At 67.2% G+C, this 14,906-nt stretch carries 12 protein-coding genes, 1 tRNA gene and 1 other RNA gene; 5 read left to right on the top strand and 9 right to left on the bottom strand.

Annotation, left to right across the window (positions count from 1 at the left end; all coding sequences use genetic code 11):
* Positions 1 to 54: 54 nt before the first annotated feature.
* Positions 55 to 3,186: a S8 family serine peptidase gene (locus tag AC3ANU_RS19750; protein WP_488315126.1), complete on the top strand. Its 3,132-nt coding sequence runs from the start codon at positions 55 to 57 to the stop codon at positions 3,184 to 3,186.
* Positions 3,187 to 3,278: 92 nt separating this feature from the next.
* Here the strand turns inward: AC3ANU_RS19750 and AC3ANU_RS19745 are convergent, their stop codons facing one another.
* The 4 genes from AC3ANU_RS19745 to AC3ANU_RS19730 all read right to left on the bottom strand — a co-directional run bounded on the left by AC3ANU_RS19745 (position 3,279) and on the right by AC3ANU_RS19730 (position 5,648).
* Positions 3,279 to 3,611: a subtilase-type protease inhibitor gene (locus AC3ANU_RS19745; protein WP_134165167.1), complete on the bottom strand. Its 333-nt coding sequence runs from the start codon at positions 3,609 to 3,611 to the stop codon at positions 3,279 to 3,281.
* Positions 3,608 to 4,540, bottom strand: coding sequence for a 3-methyladenine DNA glycosylase (locus AC3ANU_RS19740; RefSeq protein ID WP_488315125.1), 933 nt, complete (start codon positions 4,538 to 4,540; stop codon positions 3,608 to 3,610). Before AC3ANU_RS19740 ends, AC3ANU_RS19745 begins: the two co-directional genes overlap by 4 nt.
* A complete protein-coding gene (locus AC3ANU_RS19735; protein WP_488315124.1) occupies positions 4,518 to 5,081 on the bottom strand; it encodes an SSI family serine proteinase inhibitor in 564 nt (187 codons plus the stop codon). The genes AC3ANU_RS19740 and AC3ANU_RS19735 overlap by 23 nt, the downstream gene beginning before the upstream one ends.
* Positions 5,082 to 5,159: 78 nt before the next feature.
* Positions 5,160 to 5,648, bottom strand: a complete 489-nt coding sequence (locus AC3ANU_RS19730) for a MarR family winged helix-turn-helix transcriptional regulator (RefSeq protein WP_018771854.1) — start codon at positions 5,646 to 5,648, stop codon at positions 5,160 to 5,162.
* Positions 5,649 to 5,725: 77 nt separating this feature from the next.
* Between AC3ANU_RS19730 and AC3ANU_RS19725 the strand changes: the two genes are divergently transcribed.
* The gene (locus AC3ANU_RS19725) at positions 5,726 to 5,968 is read left to right on the top strand and encodes a hypothetical protein (protein ID WP_018771855.1); all 243 of its coding nucleotides are present in this window, start codon (positions 5,726 to 5,728) and stop codon (positions 5,966 to 5,968) included.
* A gap of 118 nt (positions 5,969 to 6,086) precedes the next feature.
* Positions 6,087 to 6,302 carry a hypothetical protein gene (locus AC3ANU_RS19720; protein ID WP_018771856.1) on the top strand — a complete coding sequence of 72 codons (216 nt, stop codon included), beginning with the start codon at positions 6,087 to 6,089 and terminating at the stop codon, positions 6,300 to 6,302.
* A gap of 85 nt (positions 6,303 to 6,387) precedes the next feature.
* On the opposite strand, the gene AC3ANU_RS19715 is transcribed toward AC3ANU_RS19720, so the two are convergent.
* On the bottom strand, positions 6,388 to 7,746 hold the full coding sequence (locus tag AC3ANU_RS19715) for an aspartate kinase (RefSeq protein ID WP_018771857.1): 1,359 nt from the start codon (positions 7,744 to 7,746) through the stop codon (positions 6,388 to 6,390).
* Positions 7,747 to 8,005: 259 nt separating this feature from the next.
* On the opposite strand from AC3ANU_RS19715, the gene AC3ANU_RS19710 reads away from it, so the two are divergent.
* A complete protein-coding gene (locus AC3ANU_RS19710) occupies positions 8,006 to 9,124 on the top strand; it encodes a hypothetical protein (RefSeq protein WP_488315123.1) in 1,119 nt (372 codons plus the stop codon).
* A gap of 33 nt (positions 9,125 to 9,157) precedes the next feature.
* On the opposite strand, the gene recR is transcribed toward AC3ANU_RS19710, so the two are convergent.
* The 3 genes from recR to ffs all read right to left on the bottom strand — a co-directional run bounded on the left by recR (position 9,158) and on the right by ffs (position 13,381).
* Entirely contained in the window at positions 9,158 to 9,757 is a 600-nt protein-coding gene (recR, locus tag AC3ANU_RS19705) for a recombination mediator RecR (RefSeq protein WP_018771859.1), read from the bottom strand.
* A 92-nt stretch (positions 9,758 to 9,849) separates the two neighbouring features.
* A complete protein-coding gene (locus AC3ANU_RS19700; RefSeq protein WP_488315998.1) occupies positions 9,850 to 13,263 on the bottom strand; it encodes a DNA polymerase III subunit gamma and tau in 3,414 nt (1,137 codons plus the stop codon).
* Positions 13,264 to 13,284: 21 nt separating this feature from the next.
* Positions 13,285 to 13,381, bottom strand: an RNA gene (ffs, locus tag AC3ANU_RS19695) — signal recognition particle sRNA small type.
* A gap of 391 nt (positions 13,382 to 13,772) precedes the next feature.
* On the opposite strand from ffs, the gene AC3ANU_RS19690 reads away from it, so the two are divergent.
* A tRNA-Ser gene (locus tag AC3ANU_RS19690) sits at positions 13,773 to 13,857 on the top strand.
* An 82-nt stretch (positions 13,858 to 13,939) separates the two neighbouring features.
* Here AC3ANU_RS19690 and AC3ANU_RS19685 read toward each other — a convergent pair.
* A complete protein-coding gene (locus AC3ANU_RS19685; RefSeq protein ID WP_478222400.1) occupies positions 13,940 to 14,875 on the bottom strand; it encodes an oxygenase MpaB family protein in 936 nt (311 codons plus the stop codon).
* Positions 14,876 to 14,906 lie beyond the last annotated feature (31 nt).

Genomic DNA, 14,906 nt, shown 5'->3' with positions numbered 1-14,906 from the left:
CAGTCGTTCGGGCTGCCCACCAAGGCTGGGCGGTACATCGTGAAAGGGTTGCACGTGAAATCAACTGGAAAGAGCCCCTCGCGGGCTGGGGGCCTCCGGAAAGCGGCCGCACTGGCCGTCGGGTTGCCCCTTCTCCTTAGCTCCATGGCCGTGGGTCCCGCGTCGGCGGCACCCGGCGGCCAAGGTACGGAAAATGCCTCCTCCACTGCGAAGGACAGCCAATTCAAGGACGGCCGGTACATCGTGGTGCTGGCCGGCCCGGCTGCCGCGGCGTACGAAGGGGGAGTTGCCGGACTGGGAGCCACCAAGCCCCAGCAGGGCAGGAAGCTCGACGCCGGCAGCCCCAACTACAAGGCCTACGACGCCCACCTTCGCAACCAGCAGCGTGAAGTCGCAGCGGCGCAGGGTGTCAGCCCCGCAAAGCAGTACACCGCAGCACTGAACGGGTTCACTGCCGAGCTGACCGCAACGCAGGCGGCAGCCTTGTCCAAGGACAACCGCGTCCTGGTGGTTTCACCCGACGTCGAAAACAAGCCTGACTACACCACCACCGACTTCCTCAAGCTCACCGGCCCGGACGGCGCATGGGCCCAACAGTTCGGCGGCCAGGCAAACGCCGGCAAGGGCGTTGTGGTGGGTGTCATCGACTCGGGGTACGCACCGGACAACCCCTTCCTGCAGGGCGAACCCGTGAAGCCACTGCAGGGTGACCCGCAGGTGGGCGTCCCGTACCGCACCGGCGATGGCAGGATTGCCATGCTCAAAGCGGACGGCACCACCTTCGAAGGGGAATGCCAAAAAGGCGAGGGCACCGGGGCCGGGTTTGACGGCTCGCTCTGCAATACCAAGGTCATCGGCGCCCGATACTTCGCCGATTCCTTCCTGCAGTACGTGGCGCCGGGAAACCGTGCCCCGGAAGAGCAGATTTCCCCGGTGGACGTTGGCAGCCACGGCACCCACACCGCCACCACGGCGGCGGGCAATGCCAATGTCGAGCAGGTGATCGATGGAACCAGCTTCGGCAAGAGCTCGGGAGTGGCCCCCGCAGCCAAAGTCTCGGTGTACAAAGTCTGCTGGGAGGACACCAACCCGGACACGGGCGGCTGCTACTCCTCGGCGTCGGTCGAGGCCGTGGACGCAGCCATCAAGGACGGCGTCGATGTCCTGAACTACTCCATATCGGGCAATAACAACAGCACCACCGATCCCGTGGCGCTGGCGTTCCTGAACGCGGCTTCCGCAGGTGTCTTCGTTTCGGCTTCGGCAGGCAACTCCGGCCCTGCGGCCTCCACCGTGAACCATGCCTCACCGTGGCTGACCACCGTGGCTGCTTCCACCTTCCCCAGCGACCTGCTGGGAACGGTCAAGGTGTCCGACGGTTCCCTGTACCGCGGAGCGTCCATTATGAAGTCGGAAGTGGCGGACAAGCCCGTTGTCCTCGCCGCGGCCGCCGCGGCCGCGGGTGCGGCAAACCCGAACCTCTGCGGCCCGGGGACCCTTGACGGCTCCAAGGTGGCCGGCAAGGTTGTGGTCTGCGACCGCGGCGTGGTGGACCGCACCGCCAAGAGCCAGGAGGTCCTGGACAAGGGCGGCGTGGGCATGATCCTGGTGAACCTCACCAGCAGTTCGGAGGACGCAGACAACCACGTTGTTCCAACTGTCCACGTCAATGCCCCCAAGAGCCTGGAGCTGAAGTCCAAGCTGGAAGCCAATCCGGCGCTGACCGTCAGCCTGGTCAAGGGCGACCTGACCGGCCTGCCACCAGCCGCGGCACCCCAAATCGCGGGCTTCTCGTCCCGCGGGCCCACCCTGGCATCCGGCGGCGACCTGCTCAAGCCGGACATCTCCGCCCCGGGCGTCAACGTCCTGGCCGGTGTCTCCACGATCGGTAACGACGGCGACCAGTTCGGGTTCATGTCCGGCACCTCCATGGCCGCACCGCACATCGCCGGTTTCGGTGCCCTGGTCCTGGGCAAGCAGCCGAAGTGGACCCCGGCAATGGTTAAGTCCGCCATGATGACCACCGCCTACTCTCTGGTCAATGCCGACGGTTCGCCCAACACCGACCCCTTCCAGGGCGGCGCCGGCCACATCGATTCCACCCGCGTCCTTGATCCCGGGCTGGTCTACGACTCCGGGATCCAGGACTGGCTCGGCTTCCTGAACGGGCAGGGCGTTGACACCGGAGCGCCGCAGGCCGGCAGCATTGCCGCCCGCGACCTCAACCTGCCCTCCATCGCGCTGGGCAGCCTGGTGGGCGAAGTCCAGGTGAAGCGCAAGCTGACCGCCCTGGTCCCGGGCATGTACCACCCCGAGGTGAACATGCCGGGCTTCAACGTCAACGTCGAACCCAAGGCGCTGAACTTCGCCAGGGCCGGCCAGACCCGTGAAGTCACCGTCACCATCCGGAACGTCAGCGGACCGGTTGGCAAGTTCAGCACTGGAAGCCTCACCTGGAAGGGCCCGCGGACGGTTACGTCCCCTATTGCCATCCGTCCTGTTGATGCCCAGATTGCCCCGTCGTTCTCCTTCAGCTCGGCCACGGGCACCGGCAGCGGCACGATGGAGCTCGTATCCGGCTCCGACAACCCCATCGCCGTCGGCGTGGAGGGCCTGGCACCACTGAGCCAGACCGCCATCACCAAGACCCCGGGCGAGTACGCGGCCACGAATGACGCGCACAACGCCCTGCTCCAGGTGAAGGTGCCGGCCGGTGCCTCGTTTGCGCGGCTGGGCATCCAGGCACAGTCGAACGACGTCGACTGGGACATGGTGGTCTACGCACCGAGCGCGTCGGGCGGGTTGACGGCCACCCAGGTGGCCACTGCCTCGGCCAGTGAATTCCTGGACCTGGAGTCGCCGCGGGCGGGCACCTACTATGTGGTGGCCAACCTTTACGCCACGCCGGACAATGGGCCGGCCACCGCGTCCGTCCAGGCTGTGACCTTCGCCGGTGACGCGGGCAACCTCACGGTGAACCCGAACCCCATCGTGGCGCCGAACGGAACCGCCACCTCGGCGACCCTGAGCTGGACCGGACTCCAGGAGGGCTCCTACCTCTCCCGGCTGAGCCTTGGCAGCAACGGCATCAAAACCTGGGTGAACGTGCAGGTGGGACAGGGCGCTGCCCCCGCCCCGGCCGGCGCTCCCCGGCTTGACCTGGCCCAGGCGGTACCCGCAACCTGATCCGGAAGGCATGGGGGGAGGTCCCGGGCGGCTATCAGGCCGCCCGGGACCTTTTTTCGTTCCTGCCGGCGGGAAGGCCAGGCAGCGGAAGGCTAAGTGGCTGTGCCGCCCAGTAAAGGTGCCATGGCCTTCCAGCGGGCGATCTCGCAGCCGTCGGTGCGGGTAAAGGTCGAGTTGACGTGGCGCCCATGGAAAGTTCCGGTGACCGTGGCAACCTGCGGGCCGCCGTACTGCTGGGTGCACAGCTTGGGAGGACCAGGTTTGGGGAAGAAGATGCCTTCACCGAACCGCTCCACGGCGGCGAGGGCTGCTCCAGGTCGGGGCAGCGTGGTCCCGGCTGCGGGGGCGCCATCCGTGGCTACCAGCCGGAACACATGCTCCGGCGCATCGGGGGCCTCGCGGATTCGGATGGTCAGGTCGATCAATGCGGCGCTCCGTCCGACACGGCCCCGATTTCCGCGGCGAGCCGTTCCCGCAGGGCCCCCGCTTCCGTGGCGAAGGCACGCTGGTGCTCGACATAGGCGGCCTTGCCCTGCGGCGTCTCGATGGGGATGGCCGGATAGCCCCAGCCAGCCAGATCGTACGGGGAAGCCTGCATATCCATGGCCCGGATCCGCCAGGACAGTTCAAAGCAGTCCATGACCAGTTCACTGGACAGCGCAGGCAGCAGCTTGTACGCCCACTTGTAAAGGTCCATGTTGGCGTGCAGGCAGCCCGGCTGTTCCATGTGGCGCTGCTTGTCCCGGCTGGGGGAGTGTTCGTTGAGCGGGATGGCGTCGGGGGTATAGAAGCGGAACGCATCGAAATGGGTGCAGCGGATCCTGTTCTCCTCCACCACCCGGTCGGTGCCGGCCGCTCCCAGCCGCAGCTGCAGATACTCATGCCGGAGGTCGAATTTGTCCTGGCGGTACACCATGGCCCACTCGTGGAGGCCGAAACAGCCGAACTGTGCCGGCCTGGCCGCCGTCCCCTGGAGGATGATGCCGGCAAAGGCCACGGCATCCTTGCGGTCGGCCAGGAAGGCGCGCCGATCTAAGGTGGCCGCGGTGCTTCCCGCGGCCAGCCCCAGGGAGGCGAGCTCGCCGTCGTCGAGCATCCTGTAATGCTTCCACCCCAGCCGCGTGGCTGCCTGGGCGCCGGTAAGGACCGCTCCGGCGCCGGGGTGCCAGCGCTTCAGCTGGCCCGGCTTCTGCGTGTAATAGGTGAAGAGAAAATCCTCCACCGGGTGTTTTTGGCCAGCGGACCGTCGGGCCAGGTAGGGATCGGCGTAGCGGCTCACGCGCTGCAGGTGGGCTTCTTCCCTCGCCTGGGCGTTGTCTGCCGCCAGGAGCTTAAGAGGCTCCACCGGCGGCACCCAGCACGTCCTTGGCAGCGTCCCACGCACTGATTTCGCATCCGTTGGTCCGGGCAAAGGTGGAGTCCACGGCAACACCGTCAACCATGCCCGTCACGGTTGCCTTCTGGGGGCCGCCGTACTGCTGGGTACAGGGTTGGGAAGTTCCCGGGGCCGCCGGGGACAGGATGGCCGGGTTGGCTTTCAGCGCTGCGCAGGCCGCGGCAGCGTTGGGGTGGCTGCTTTCCGCGGCAGGGGTGCCGGCGGAACAAACCAGGGTGTAGTCGAGTTCATCCGCCCCCTGGGACGGCACCACCGTGATGGCGAGTTCAGCGTTTCCCTGCCCCGGGCCGGCACTTGGCCGCGACGTGGTGGGGGCGGGAGCCGGTACCGACGTTTCGGTGTCCGGGGAAGGAGTAGGGGAGCCGGCGGATGAGCTTCCGGCTGCGGAGGTGGAGGGCGCCGGTGAGGCGGACGTGCCATTGTCAGGAGTGCCGCTGCAACCGGTGATCAGCCCGGCGCCAACTGCCAGGACCGTTGCGAGTATGCGGAAACTACGCATCAGGCTTCCTCTCCTTGGTCTGGTTATTCTAGTCGCTTGACGCCCTGCCGACGTGCCCGGGACGGGTCCTGCCGGCACTTAACGGGACGTTGCAGCGATCAGGCCCATCATGGACGCGTGCAGTTCCGTCACCTGCTCCCGGGTCAGCCCGAGCCGCTCCATCATGGTCCCCGGTACCTTGAGCGCCTGCTGCCGCAGGGCGGCACCCTTGGCCGTGAGTTCGACGGCGAGGGCGCGCTCGTTTCCGTCCGCCCGGTGCCGCGTGAGCAGGTCCGCTGCCTCCAGCCGCCGGAGGAGCGGGGAAATGGTGGCCGGCTCCTGGGCAAGGGCCTCGCTGATGTTCCTTACTGTCCGCGGGCTGTCTTCCCACAGGCAGAGCATCACCAGGTATTGCGGATGGGTGAGGTTGAGCTTCTCGAGCACGGGTTTATAGGCCCCCACCACACTGCGGGCAGCCACCGTGAGGGCGAAGCAGAGCTGGTGCTCCAGCAGCAGGTCGTCCTCCTGCACCCCGGATGGCCCTTCTGCAGAGTGTTCTTCCGTTTGCGCTTCTGCTGCGGCGGTCATACGTCCTCCATTGTTAGTGCACTAATCATTAGTGTACATTTGTTGGAGGTGAACAGTGAGTGGAAGGAAGCCTCTTCATGGGCAGGGACAAGTCCGCAGGCAAGGGCAATGCTTCCCAGCGCTTCATGCGCGCCACAGGCAAGCTGCGGGCGGTTTTCGGTCCCGCCAGCCGCACCGCGCTGGCGCACGACATGACCGAAGAAAACCGTCGGCTGCTGGTCCAGCGCCAGGCGGAAACCCAGCAGTGGGAAACCATCACCAGGCCGGACGGCAGCACTTACGTGGTGCCACGGAACCCCGAAGACCGGTCCCTGCGCTAAACGCCCGTTCCGCCGCGAACAGGCGCCTTTTTCCTGCCCCGGGTCTAAAATAAGGGCACTGGCTCCTGCCGGAGCCTGCTGCACTTTCGCCCGAGGTCCGGGAAGGGGGTGGAAAACAGTGGCACATGTCCTCAGCGGTTTCATGAGCCTGACTGACAGGCTGCGCTTTGTCTTTGGTCCCGCCACCCGGCTGGATGCCGATGCGCCTGTAGTGCACAAGCATGATGAGTTCGAACAGGCCTCCGAAGAGGAACTCTCGCACTTCGTGGTCGAGACCGATTCAACCGGCCACCACTACGCGGTGCGCCGCGAAGACCTGGAACGCGAAAGCTAAACCTGTCCAGGCGCACGGTAAGACCCAAAAAGCCGGGCTGCCTTTCCCGTGGGAGGAGAGGCAGCCCGGCTTTTTCGTTGAGTCCTTAGCGGCCGGTGCCGCCGTAAACCGTCGCTTCGCTTTCAGTGTCCAGCCCAAACGCCTTGTGGATCACGCGGACAGCCTCATCCAGCAGGTCGGCGTGGGTCACCACGGAAATGCGGATTTCCGAGGTGGAGATCATGTTGATGTTGATGCCGGCGTCGGACAGCGCCTTGAAGAAGGTGGCGGAGACGCCCGGGTGGGAGCGCATGCCGGCACCGATCAGGGAGAGCTTGCCGATCTGCTCGTTGTATTCAATGGCCTCAAAACCGATCTGGTCCTGGGCAGCGTGAAGTGCGGCCAGGGCGTCCGCGCCTTCAACGATGGGCAGGGTGAAGGAGATGTCGGTCTTGCCCGTGCCATGGGTGGACACGTTCTGGACGATCATGTCGATGTTGGAGTGTGCGTCGGCGATGACCTGGAAGATTGCGGCGGCCTTGCCGGGGATGTCGGGGACGCCGACCACGGTGACCTTCGCTTCGGAACGGTCATGCGCAACGCCGGAGATGATTGGCTGCTCCAAGGCAACTCCCTCTTGAGTGGTGATCTTGTCGTCGGCGCTGGGGATGACCCAGGTGCCTTCATGCTGGCTGAATGAGGAACGGACGTGCAGGGGGACGCCGAACCGGCGGGCGTATTCCACGCAGCGCAGGTGGAGGATCTTGGCACCCGAGGCGGCGAGCTCCAGCATCTCCTCGCTGGAAATGGTGTCGATCTTCTGTGCCGACGGGACCACGCGCGGATCGGCGGTGAAGATTCCGTCCACGTCGGTGTAGATCTCGCAGACATCCGCTTCGAGGGCAGCCGCCAGAGCCACCGCCGTCGTGTCGGAGCCGCCGCGGCCCAACGTGGTGATTTCGTTCGTGGCCCGGCTCATGCCCTGGAAGCCTGCCACGATGGCGATGTGGCCCTTGTCCAGGGCGGTGCGGATGCGGTGCGGGTCGACGTCGATAATCCGGGCCTTGCCGTGGATTCCGTCGGTGATCATGCCTGCCTGCGATCCGGTAAAGGACTGGGCGGAGGCGCCGAGCTTGTTGATGGCCATGGCCAGCAGGGCCATGGAGATGCGTTCACCGGCCGAGAGGAGCATGTCCATTTCGCGGGCGGGGGCGGAGTCGGTCACCTGGGCAGCGAGGTCCAGGAGTTCATCAGTGGTGTCACCCATGGCTGAGACGACTACAACTACCTCGTTGCCGGCTTCCTGGGCATCCACGACGCGCTTTGCCACGCGCTTGATCCCGTCGGCGTCCGCAACGGAGGACCCGCCGAATTTCTGCACGATGAGCTGTTTCGTCACCGCGCCGGCGGCGGGGGCCACCTGGGGCTGGGTTGCGTTGTGCACTTCGGCAGTGGGCGTACTCATGCGCGTACCTTCATTGGATCAATTGGAGTTCTGGGAAACCAGGCAGCCTGACGCCGGGACGGCGCGACTTTCCTCCGACAGTTTATCGCCGCGCCCGGAGCGGCGTTGAATTGTGACCACATACCGGCCACGACGGTTCCTATGGACAGGCCCGGGGTGGTGGACCACGATGGGACCAGTTACCCGGCTTCACGGGCCGCAGCCCGGACCTTGGCAGGCACAGGGCCGGGGGTCCTTTGGAGATATGGAGGATTCCGTAGTGGCCGACGACCCGCAGCCAACTGCAGGAATGCCCCAGGAGCCGCTTTTTGAGCCGATCGGCCCGGACGCGGATAAGCGCGGCGGGGAAAGCGCCAACGAGGGCCTGGATACCGACCGTTCCGGGTCTCCACGCCCGGGCTTCGCAAGGACAAGCCTGGTCAAGGGACTGGCCGACTGGCTGGTCAGCCTGACAACCATCCGGTTCTGGTTTACGGTGGCGGCCGCGGTCCTGTGCACGTGGGCTGCTGCCGGCTCCGTGGTCCTGCTTGCGCCCCTGGGCGGCGGGGCCGGTCCGGAAGTCTTTCCCCTGCTGGTCTACTCGCTGGCGTCAGCCCTGATGCCGGCGACCGCCACATTGCCCGCTGTTGCCTGGGGCGTGCGAGCGGAGGGCAGGTTCCGCGGCGTGAGGGGGCGTACCGGAGGTTTTGCCCTGTTGGCGGTACTGCTGGCCACGGCTTTGCGGGGACTGGTGTTGGCAGCTGTTGTTCTCGGTGTACTGCTGGTGCAGGCTTGGATCGCGGGCGCTTCGGGGGCAGTGGCGGCCGTTTCTGCGGGCGTCGTCCTGGTGGAGTGCGGGGTGTTTGGTGCCATGGGCGCTGGGCTCTCCGCATGGGCTGGACGTCCGCGCCTGGCGAATGCCGCCGGCGGGTTGCTGGCCTTGGCCTTTGTGGCAGGGGCCCCGGCCGCAGCCATCGGATTGTTGCCCCTGGTCCGGGCGGAGGAACGTGTCACGGTGGCGCTGAATGTCGAACGGGCGCGCGACGGAACCCACGTGGCCTTCCGATGCTCCGAGATCGAGGCCGGCATCAGCGAGGTTTACCACACCGAGCGTCTGATGTGGCTCCCGGCGCTGAGCCCGCCCGTCCTGTTCCTGATGGCTGGGGCGGAGGCAGACCGCGCCGGCCGGGTCCTGGGATGGGTGCCCGCAGCGATTCAGGAAGCTGCGGACGGGATGCAGGTGCCATGCGTGCAGGGGCAACCGCGCAGCCGGGACGAGCCCCGGGCGCCCATGCCCGGGATGGGGCTCCTTGGCCAGGCGGCGATTGCCGGCGCCGTCGTGGCGGGAGGTTACCGCGCAGCGCGGCGCCGCGACGGGGCACGGGGTGATCCGGCCTGAAGGGCGTGCTTCGGAAAAACCGGGCGCCTGCGCTCAGCCCAGGGCGTTGCGCCGGCCCTCGAAGGCCCGGCCCAGGGTGACTTCGTCCGCATACTCCAAGTCACCGCCCACGGGCAGGCCGGAGGCAAGACGGGTGACGGCTATGCCGATCGTCTTGAGCATGCGGGCCAGGTAAGTAGCCGTTGCCTCGCCCTCAAGGTTGGGATCGGTGGCGATAATCACTTCCTGGATTTCGCCGTCGTTCAACCGTGTGAGCAGCTCGCGGATCCGCAGCTGTTCCGGTCCCACGCCGGCGATGGGATTGATGGCACCGCCCAGCACGTGGTACCTGCCGCGGAACGAACGGGTGCGCTCCACGGCCAGGACATCCTTGGATTCCTCCACCACGCAGATGATCGCGGGATCACGGCGCGGGTCGCGGCAGATGTTGCACAGTTCCTGCTCCGTGACATTGCCACAGACCGTACAAAACTTGACCCGCTCCTTGACGGTGGTGATTGCTTCCACCAGCCGCTTCATATCCTGGGGGTCGGCTTCAAGGATGTGGAACGCCAGCCGCTGTGCGGACTTGGGGCCCACCCCCGGAAGGCGTCCGAGCTCGTCGATCAGCTCCTGGACAGCACCTTCGTACACGTTTCCCTCTTTAGTTTGGTGTGGATGGCGGGTGGAACACTCAGTTGGTCATGGCTGCGGGGCTGCCCGCCGGCGGTCGACCTTGCCGGCCGTCAATAGCGTGGCGTGACCGGGCTTCCGTCCAGCGACCGCTCCTCGATCAATTTTCCGCCCAGGATGCGTTCCACGGCAGCCCGGCCGAAGACGCCGGACTCCTCGATGGTTTCATCGTCGGCGCTGGGCACGTCCTGGACATAGGCGCTGGGTGCGGACGCGGCCCTGGCCGGTGCCTTCGCCCGTCCTGCCTCAGCCTCTGGGCTGTTGGACAGCCGCTGGTAGAGGCTTTGCCGCGTTTCAGTCCGTCCGGCCACGGGTGCAGCCGCCGCCGGCTGGGGACGGGAGGGCGCAACCGCTGCCTTGGCCACCGGGGCGGCTGCCGCCGAGGCCATGGCGAATTCCGGCGCGGGAGCGGAGGCGGGGGACTGCGCCGGGTAGGATCCCGCGGCGGGCGCGCCGCGACCGGGGCCGGAGACTGCCCCCGGGGCGGAACCTGCGGTGGAACCCGTACTCGTGCCCGAACCCCATCCCGCTGCTGCGGCAGGGGCAGGGGCCGCGGCCGCGGGTGAAACGGGGATGGAGGGCGGTACCTGGGCTGTTGCAGGGGCGTAATGCGGAACGTCGGCCTGTGTTCCGATGTTATCGGGTACAGAGCCGGGTGCGGGGTTGGCACCCACGTTGCTCTTGTCTCCGACAACCCAGACGCCGGGGGCCTGTTCCACAGCCCGCGTCCAGGGATCGTGGGCCGGACCCGCATCTGTGCTGCCGGGCTGGGCAACGGTGCCCGGGGTGGAACCACTGGTTGCTGCCTCCCGAGGGCGCGCAGCGGCGTCACCGCGGGAGCCTGACGGTTCCTGGCTGCCGCCCACCTCGGGGGGTGGTGGCATTGCCCGGTTGCCGGACGGCGTGGCGGGCACCCAGTCCATCGGGGGTTCCTCATCCAGCGGGGGAGCGTCCTCATCCCGCGGCGGGCCCCAGTCGTCGTCGGAGTAGGAGTAGTCGCCACCTGCCGACGGGTATGGGGATTGGCCGGCGTCCGGGCCTGAGGCGCCGGCTGCTGTGCCCGGGCCCTGGGCGCCGGGACGGGAGGGCTGTGCGTCCCCGTGGCCGCGCACGCCGGCGTCGGTCACCGGACCTGCGCCTGGAGAGCCGGCCACAGCGGGAGTCCCCTCCGGTACGGCTTCCGGGCTTGCGGCAACAGCTGTGCTCCCGGAGCTTCTGCCAACAGCGGGACCCTGGGCAGGCACCGGGTTCCGGGCAGCGGCGGGGCTCTCAGGGCTTCCGCCCGCCGGAGCCGCGGGTGGGGCGGCTGTGGGAGCCTGCGCCGGCGGGACAGGCTGCGCGGGGGCAGGAGCAAGCCCCCAGGCAACGTCAGCTGAAGTGGCCGGAACCACCGGGCTGGACGGCACTTTTGGGTTTGGCTCAGAGCTCGTTTGGCTGGTGCCGCCGGAAACCGCGTTGATCTGGCAGTCGATGCCGACGGTCTTGTGGATGGCCTGGCGCAGGTTGTCCGAGTGGTCCGCCCTCCCAAAGGCGCCCGCGAGTCCCGGCGTGGTGAAGGACAAGGTCACAACACTGCCGTCGAAGGCGCTGACCTGCGCGTTGGGCTCAACGAGGGCCCAGGTGCTGCGCTTGATTTTGGACAGTACCTGCAGGACATCCGGCCACGCCCTGCGGAGGACCTCCACGTCACCCATGGCCGCGGGAGCCGCAGGGGCGGGCCTGGCGGCCGCCTCCTGGTGCGGCGGCGGCACCGCTGCCTGGGCGGAAGCCTGCCGGTCCTCCGGAGACCGGGATGCGGCAATGGCTGGCGTTGCTGCGTTGCTTGGCGGCGCGGCATTGGCTTGCGGTGCTGCGCTGCTGGACGGCACGGCATTGCTTTGGGGCGCTGCGTTACTTTGGGGCGCTGCCTGGCCGGTGCGTGCGGCGGCGGGGCGCTCCGGTGTCCCGAGGCGCGCCGGGTCCTCGACAGGCCAGTCATTGGTGCTTACCCGCGGCGGTGTCAGCGGGCTCCGGGGCGCGTCAGTGCCAGGCCGGGCGGGCGCGGCCTGGGCCGGAATGGACTCGGCAGCGCCGGGCCGGGTGGGTTCGGATGGCGTGGGGACGGCTTGGGCCTGTGACTGTGGTGCCGCCTGAACGGAAGGGCCGGCCGCCACCGCTGGGTGCAGGGGCTCGGGCGAGGAGGTGCCCGGGGTGGCGGCGGAAGTTGCGGCTGCCGGCACTGCCGTTGCGGGAGCAGCCTGGGCCGCCGGAGCGGTGACGTCGTTCCCTGTGTAGTTGAGCCGCCGCTCCACCCGGTCAATGCGGGCCGCCATGCCGCGCTCATTCTGTTCCGAGCTGGGCAGCAGGATCCGGGCACACAGCAGTTCAAGGTGCAGCCGCGGGGACGTGGCTCCGGTCATTTCGGTCAGGGCCGTGTTGGTGACATCCGCGGCCCGCGAGAGTTCGGCGGCGCCAAGGTTGTGGGCCTGGTTCTGCAGGCGGGCGATCTGGTCCGCGGGCATTCCCCTAAGGATGGCGTGCGCACTTTCGGGCATGGCCTGGACAATGATCAGGTCCCGGAAGCGCTCCAGCAGGTCCTCCACGAACCGGCGGGGATCGTGCCCGGTCTGGATGACCCGGTCCACGGCGCGGAAGACTGTGGCGGCGTCGGAGGCGGCCACGGCCTCCACGACGTCGTCCAGCAGCGAGGCATGGGTGTAGCCCAGCAGTGCAACGGCGAGCTCATAGTCCAGTCCATTGGGTCCGGCGCCTGCCATGAGCTGGTCCAGGACGGAGAGCGAATCACGGACGGAGCCGCCGCCGGCGCGGATGACCAGTGACAGGACGCCGGGGGCGACGGGAACGTTTTCCTGGCGGCACAGGAGCTCAAGGTAAGCCATCAGCGGCTCGGGCGGCACCAACCGGAAGGGGTAGTGGTGGGTCCGGGAGCGGATGGTTCCGATGACCTTGTCCGGCTCTGTGGTGGCAAAGATGAACTTGATGTGTTCCGGCGGCTCTTCGACGATCTTCAGCAGGGCGTTGAACCCGGCGGAGGTGACCATGTGGGCTTCGTCGATGATGAAGATCTTGTAGCGGTCCCGCACCGGGGCGTAGGTGGCGCGCTCGCGGAGGTCCCGCGCGTCGTCAACACCGCCGTGGCTCGCCGCGTCAATCTCGATGACGTCAAGGGAACCGGAACCGCCGCGGGCCAGCTCAACGCAGCTGGGGCAGGTTCCGCAGGGGGTGTCCGTAGGGCCCTGGGCGCAGTTGAGGCAGCGTGCCAGGATGCGGGCGGACGTGGTCTTGCCGCAGCCCCTGGGGCCGGAAAAGAGGTAGGCGTGGTTGACCCGGTTTTTCCGCAAAGCCGTCATCAACGGCTCGGTGACATGCTCCTGCCCGATAACGTCAGCGAACGAGTCGGGACGGTATCTGCGGTACAGGGCGGTAGTAACTGTCACAGAGAAAACCCTACCAATCCGGGCCGACATCATGCCGCCCTGTGGGGGAATAGTAAAGACCCCCCATGCACCCGCCAGAGCCCGTCTACCCTTGCTACCTTCCGGTCCTGGGGGAGTTCAACAGGATGACGCCACATGAGGGGCCGCGAGCTACTTTACCCGAACATCCGGCTCGACTCGAATCGGCCGTCGCCTGCTTCCCGGAGCCCGCTTCTGGGGAACAACACAGTGCCGGAAGCTATTCAGACGGCGGTCTTCATTGCTTATCCCACCGGCAGCCGCGATCATTGGTATGTACACCGATTGGGGCAATCTCAAGGTTGTGAGCTGCGTGGCCTGGCTGAACGGGACGGACCCGGCAGCTCAACGGTGCATCGGGGAATGGGCGCGTTGGGGGCGTCCATTTCCAGCTTAAGGGCGATGCGCAGGCGTCTCCGGGCACGGGCAGGGGAGCGCGGAAATCCTGCTCCGAACAGCCCAATTGGGCGATGCGGAAAAGTTCAGGTAATCTAATACCTGCTTTTGATTCAGAAGCAGTTGGAGAATTCGCCTAGCGGCCTATGGCGCACGCCTGGAACGCGTGTTGGGTTAACGCCCTCGGGGGTTCAAATCCCCCATTCTCCGCCGGTTAAGAACCCGGCCCCGGTGATTCCGGGGCCGGGTTCTTGCGTTTCCTCCGTCATGGGCTCCTGGTCGTGGACCCCCCCTAGGCCATGTCCGCCAAAGGCTCGCCCAGCCGCCTCAGGCGCTGCCTCGCAGCCAGTTCGCTGGGACCCATCCGCCGGCGAAGCCCGCCCAGGGCAAGATGGACGACGCCGAGCACCACCTTTGTGCCCAGCCTCACGGGCAGGGGGAAGGGGCCCAGCCGTGGAACGGAAAGCCCGAGCATCTGGCGGTACCGGGGTTCCAAGCTGTAGACGGCGGCCGCAAACAGGATCCGGTAACCGGGCTTTAGCAGGGGATGCAGCGGAGCGTTGCGGATGAACTGAACCGTTTCCTTCACCCTGTCGTCCGCGCGCAGGACGCCCTGCGTGTACCACTGGTCCAGCTGGCCGCGCATCTCCGCCTCGGTCAGCGGCGGGTTGTCCACTCCCATCAGCCGCCCGGCCTGGGCCCACTCCCGGACGTAGGCGTCCGGGCCGCCAGGAATGGGTCCGCCCCAGATCTTATGGGCTGCCAGGAAGCCATCCGTGAAGGCGATATGGATCCAGCCGGCCAGCCCGGAGTCGTTGGCACTGTAGGTGCGTGTGCCGCCGTCGTTGTCCTTGTAGGTGCCCTGGACCGGCTCATGGAGCCGGCGGACACGCCGTGTTGCCTCCTCGGCGGCCGCCGTTGAGCCGTATGTCACCGTGAAGATCCACCGGATGGTGTTGGCCAGCCGGCGCAAGGGGTCTTCCCGGAAGTTGGAGTGTTCGTGCACTCCCGCCAGGGCACCGGGGTGCAGCGACTGCATGAGCAGCGTCCGGATCCCGCCAACGATCGGCGTCATGGAGCCATGAACTGCCCAGACGGCCGAGCCGGGCAGGTGGTAGCCGGCGTCGTCGCCTTCCGCCAGCCGCAGCGACCAGTCCGGTGGTGCATCAGCCTTCCCTGAAAAGGTCTTCTTGATTTCGTCCTGCCATGTACGAAGGACATTGCGCATGAGACATTGTTGCCCATTTCTGCAGGGGCAC

Source organism: Arthrobacter sp. SDR-2R (assembly GCF_057747955.1).
The sequence above is the reverse complement of the archived record's forward strand: the minus strand, read 5'-3'. Positions and strand labels throughout refer to the sequence as shown.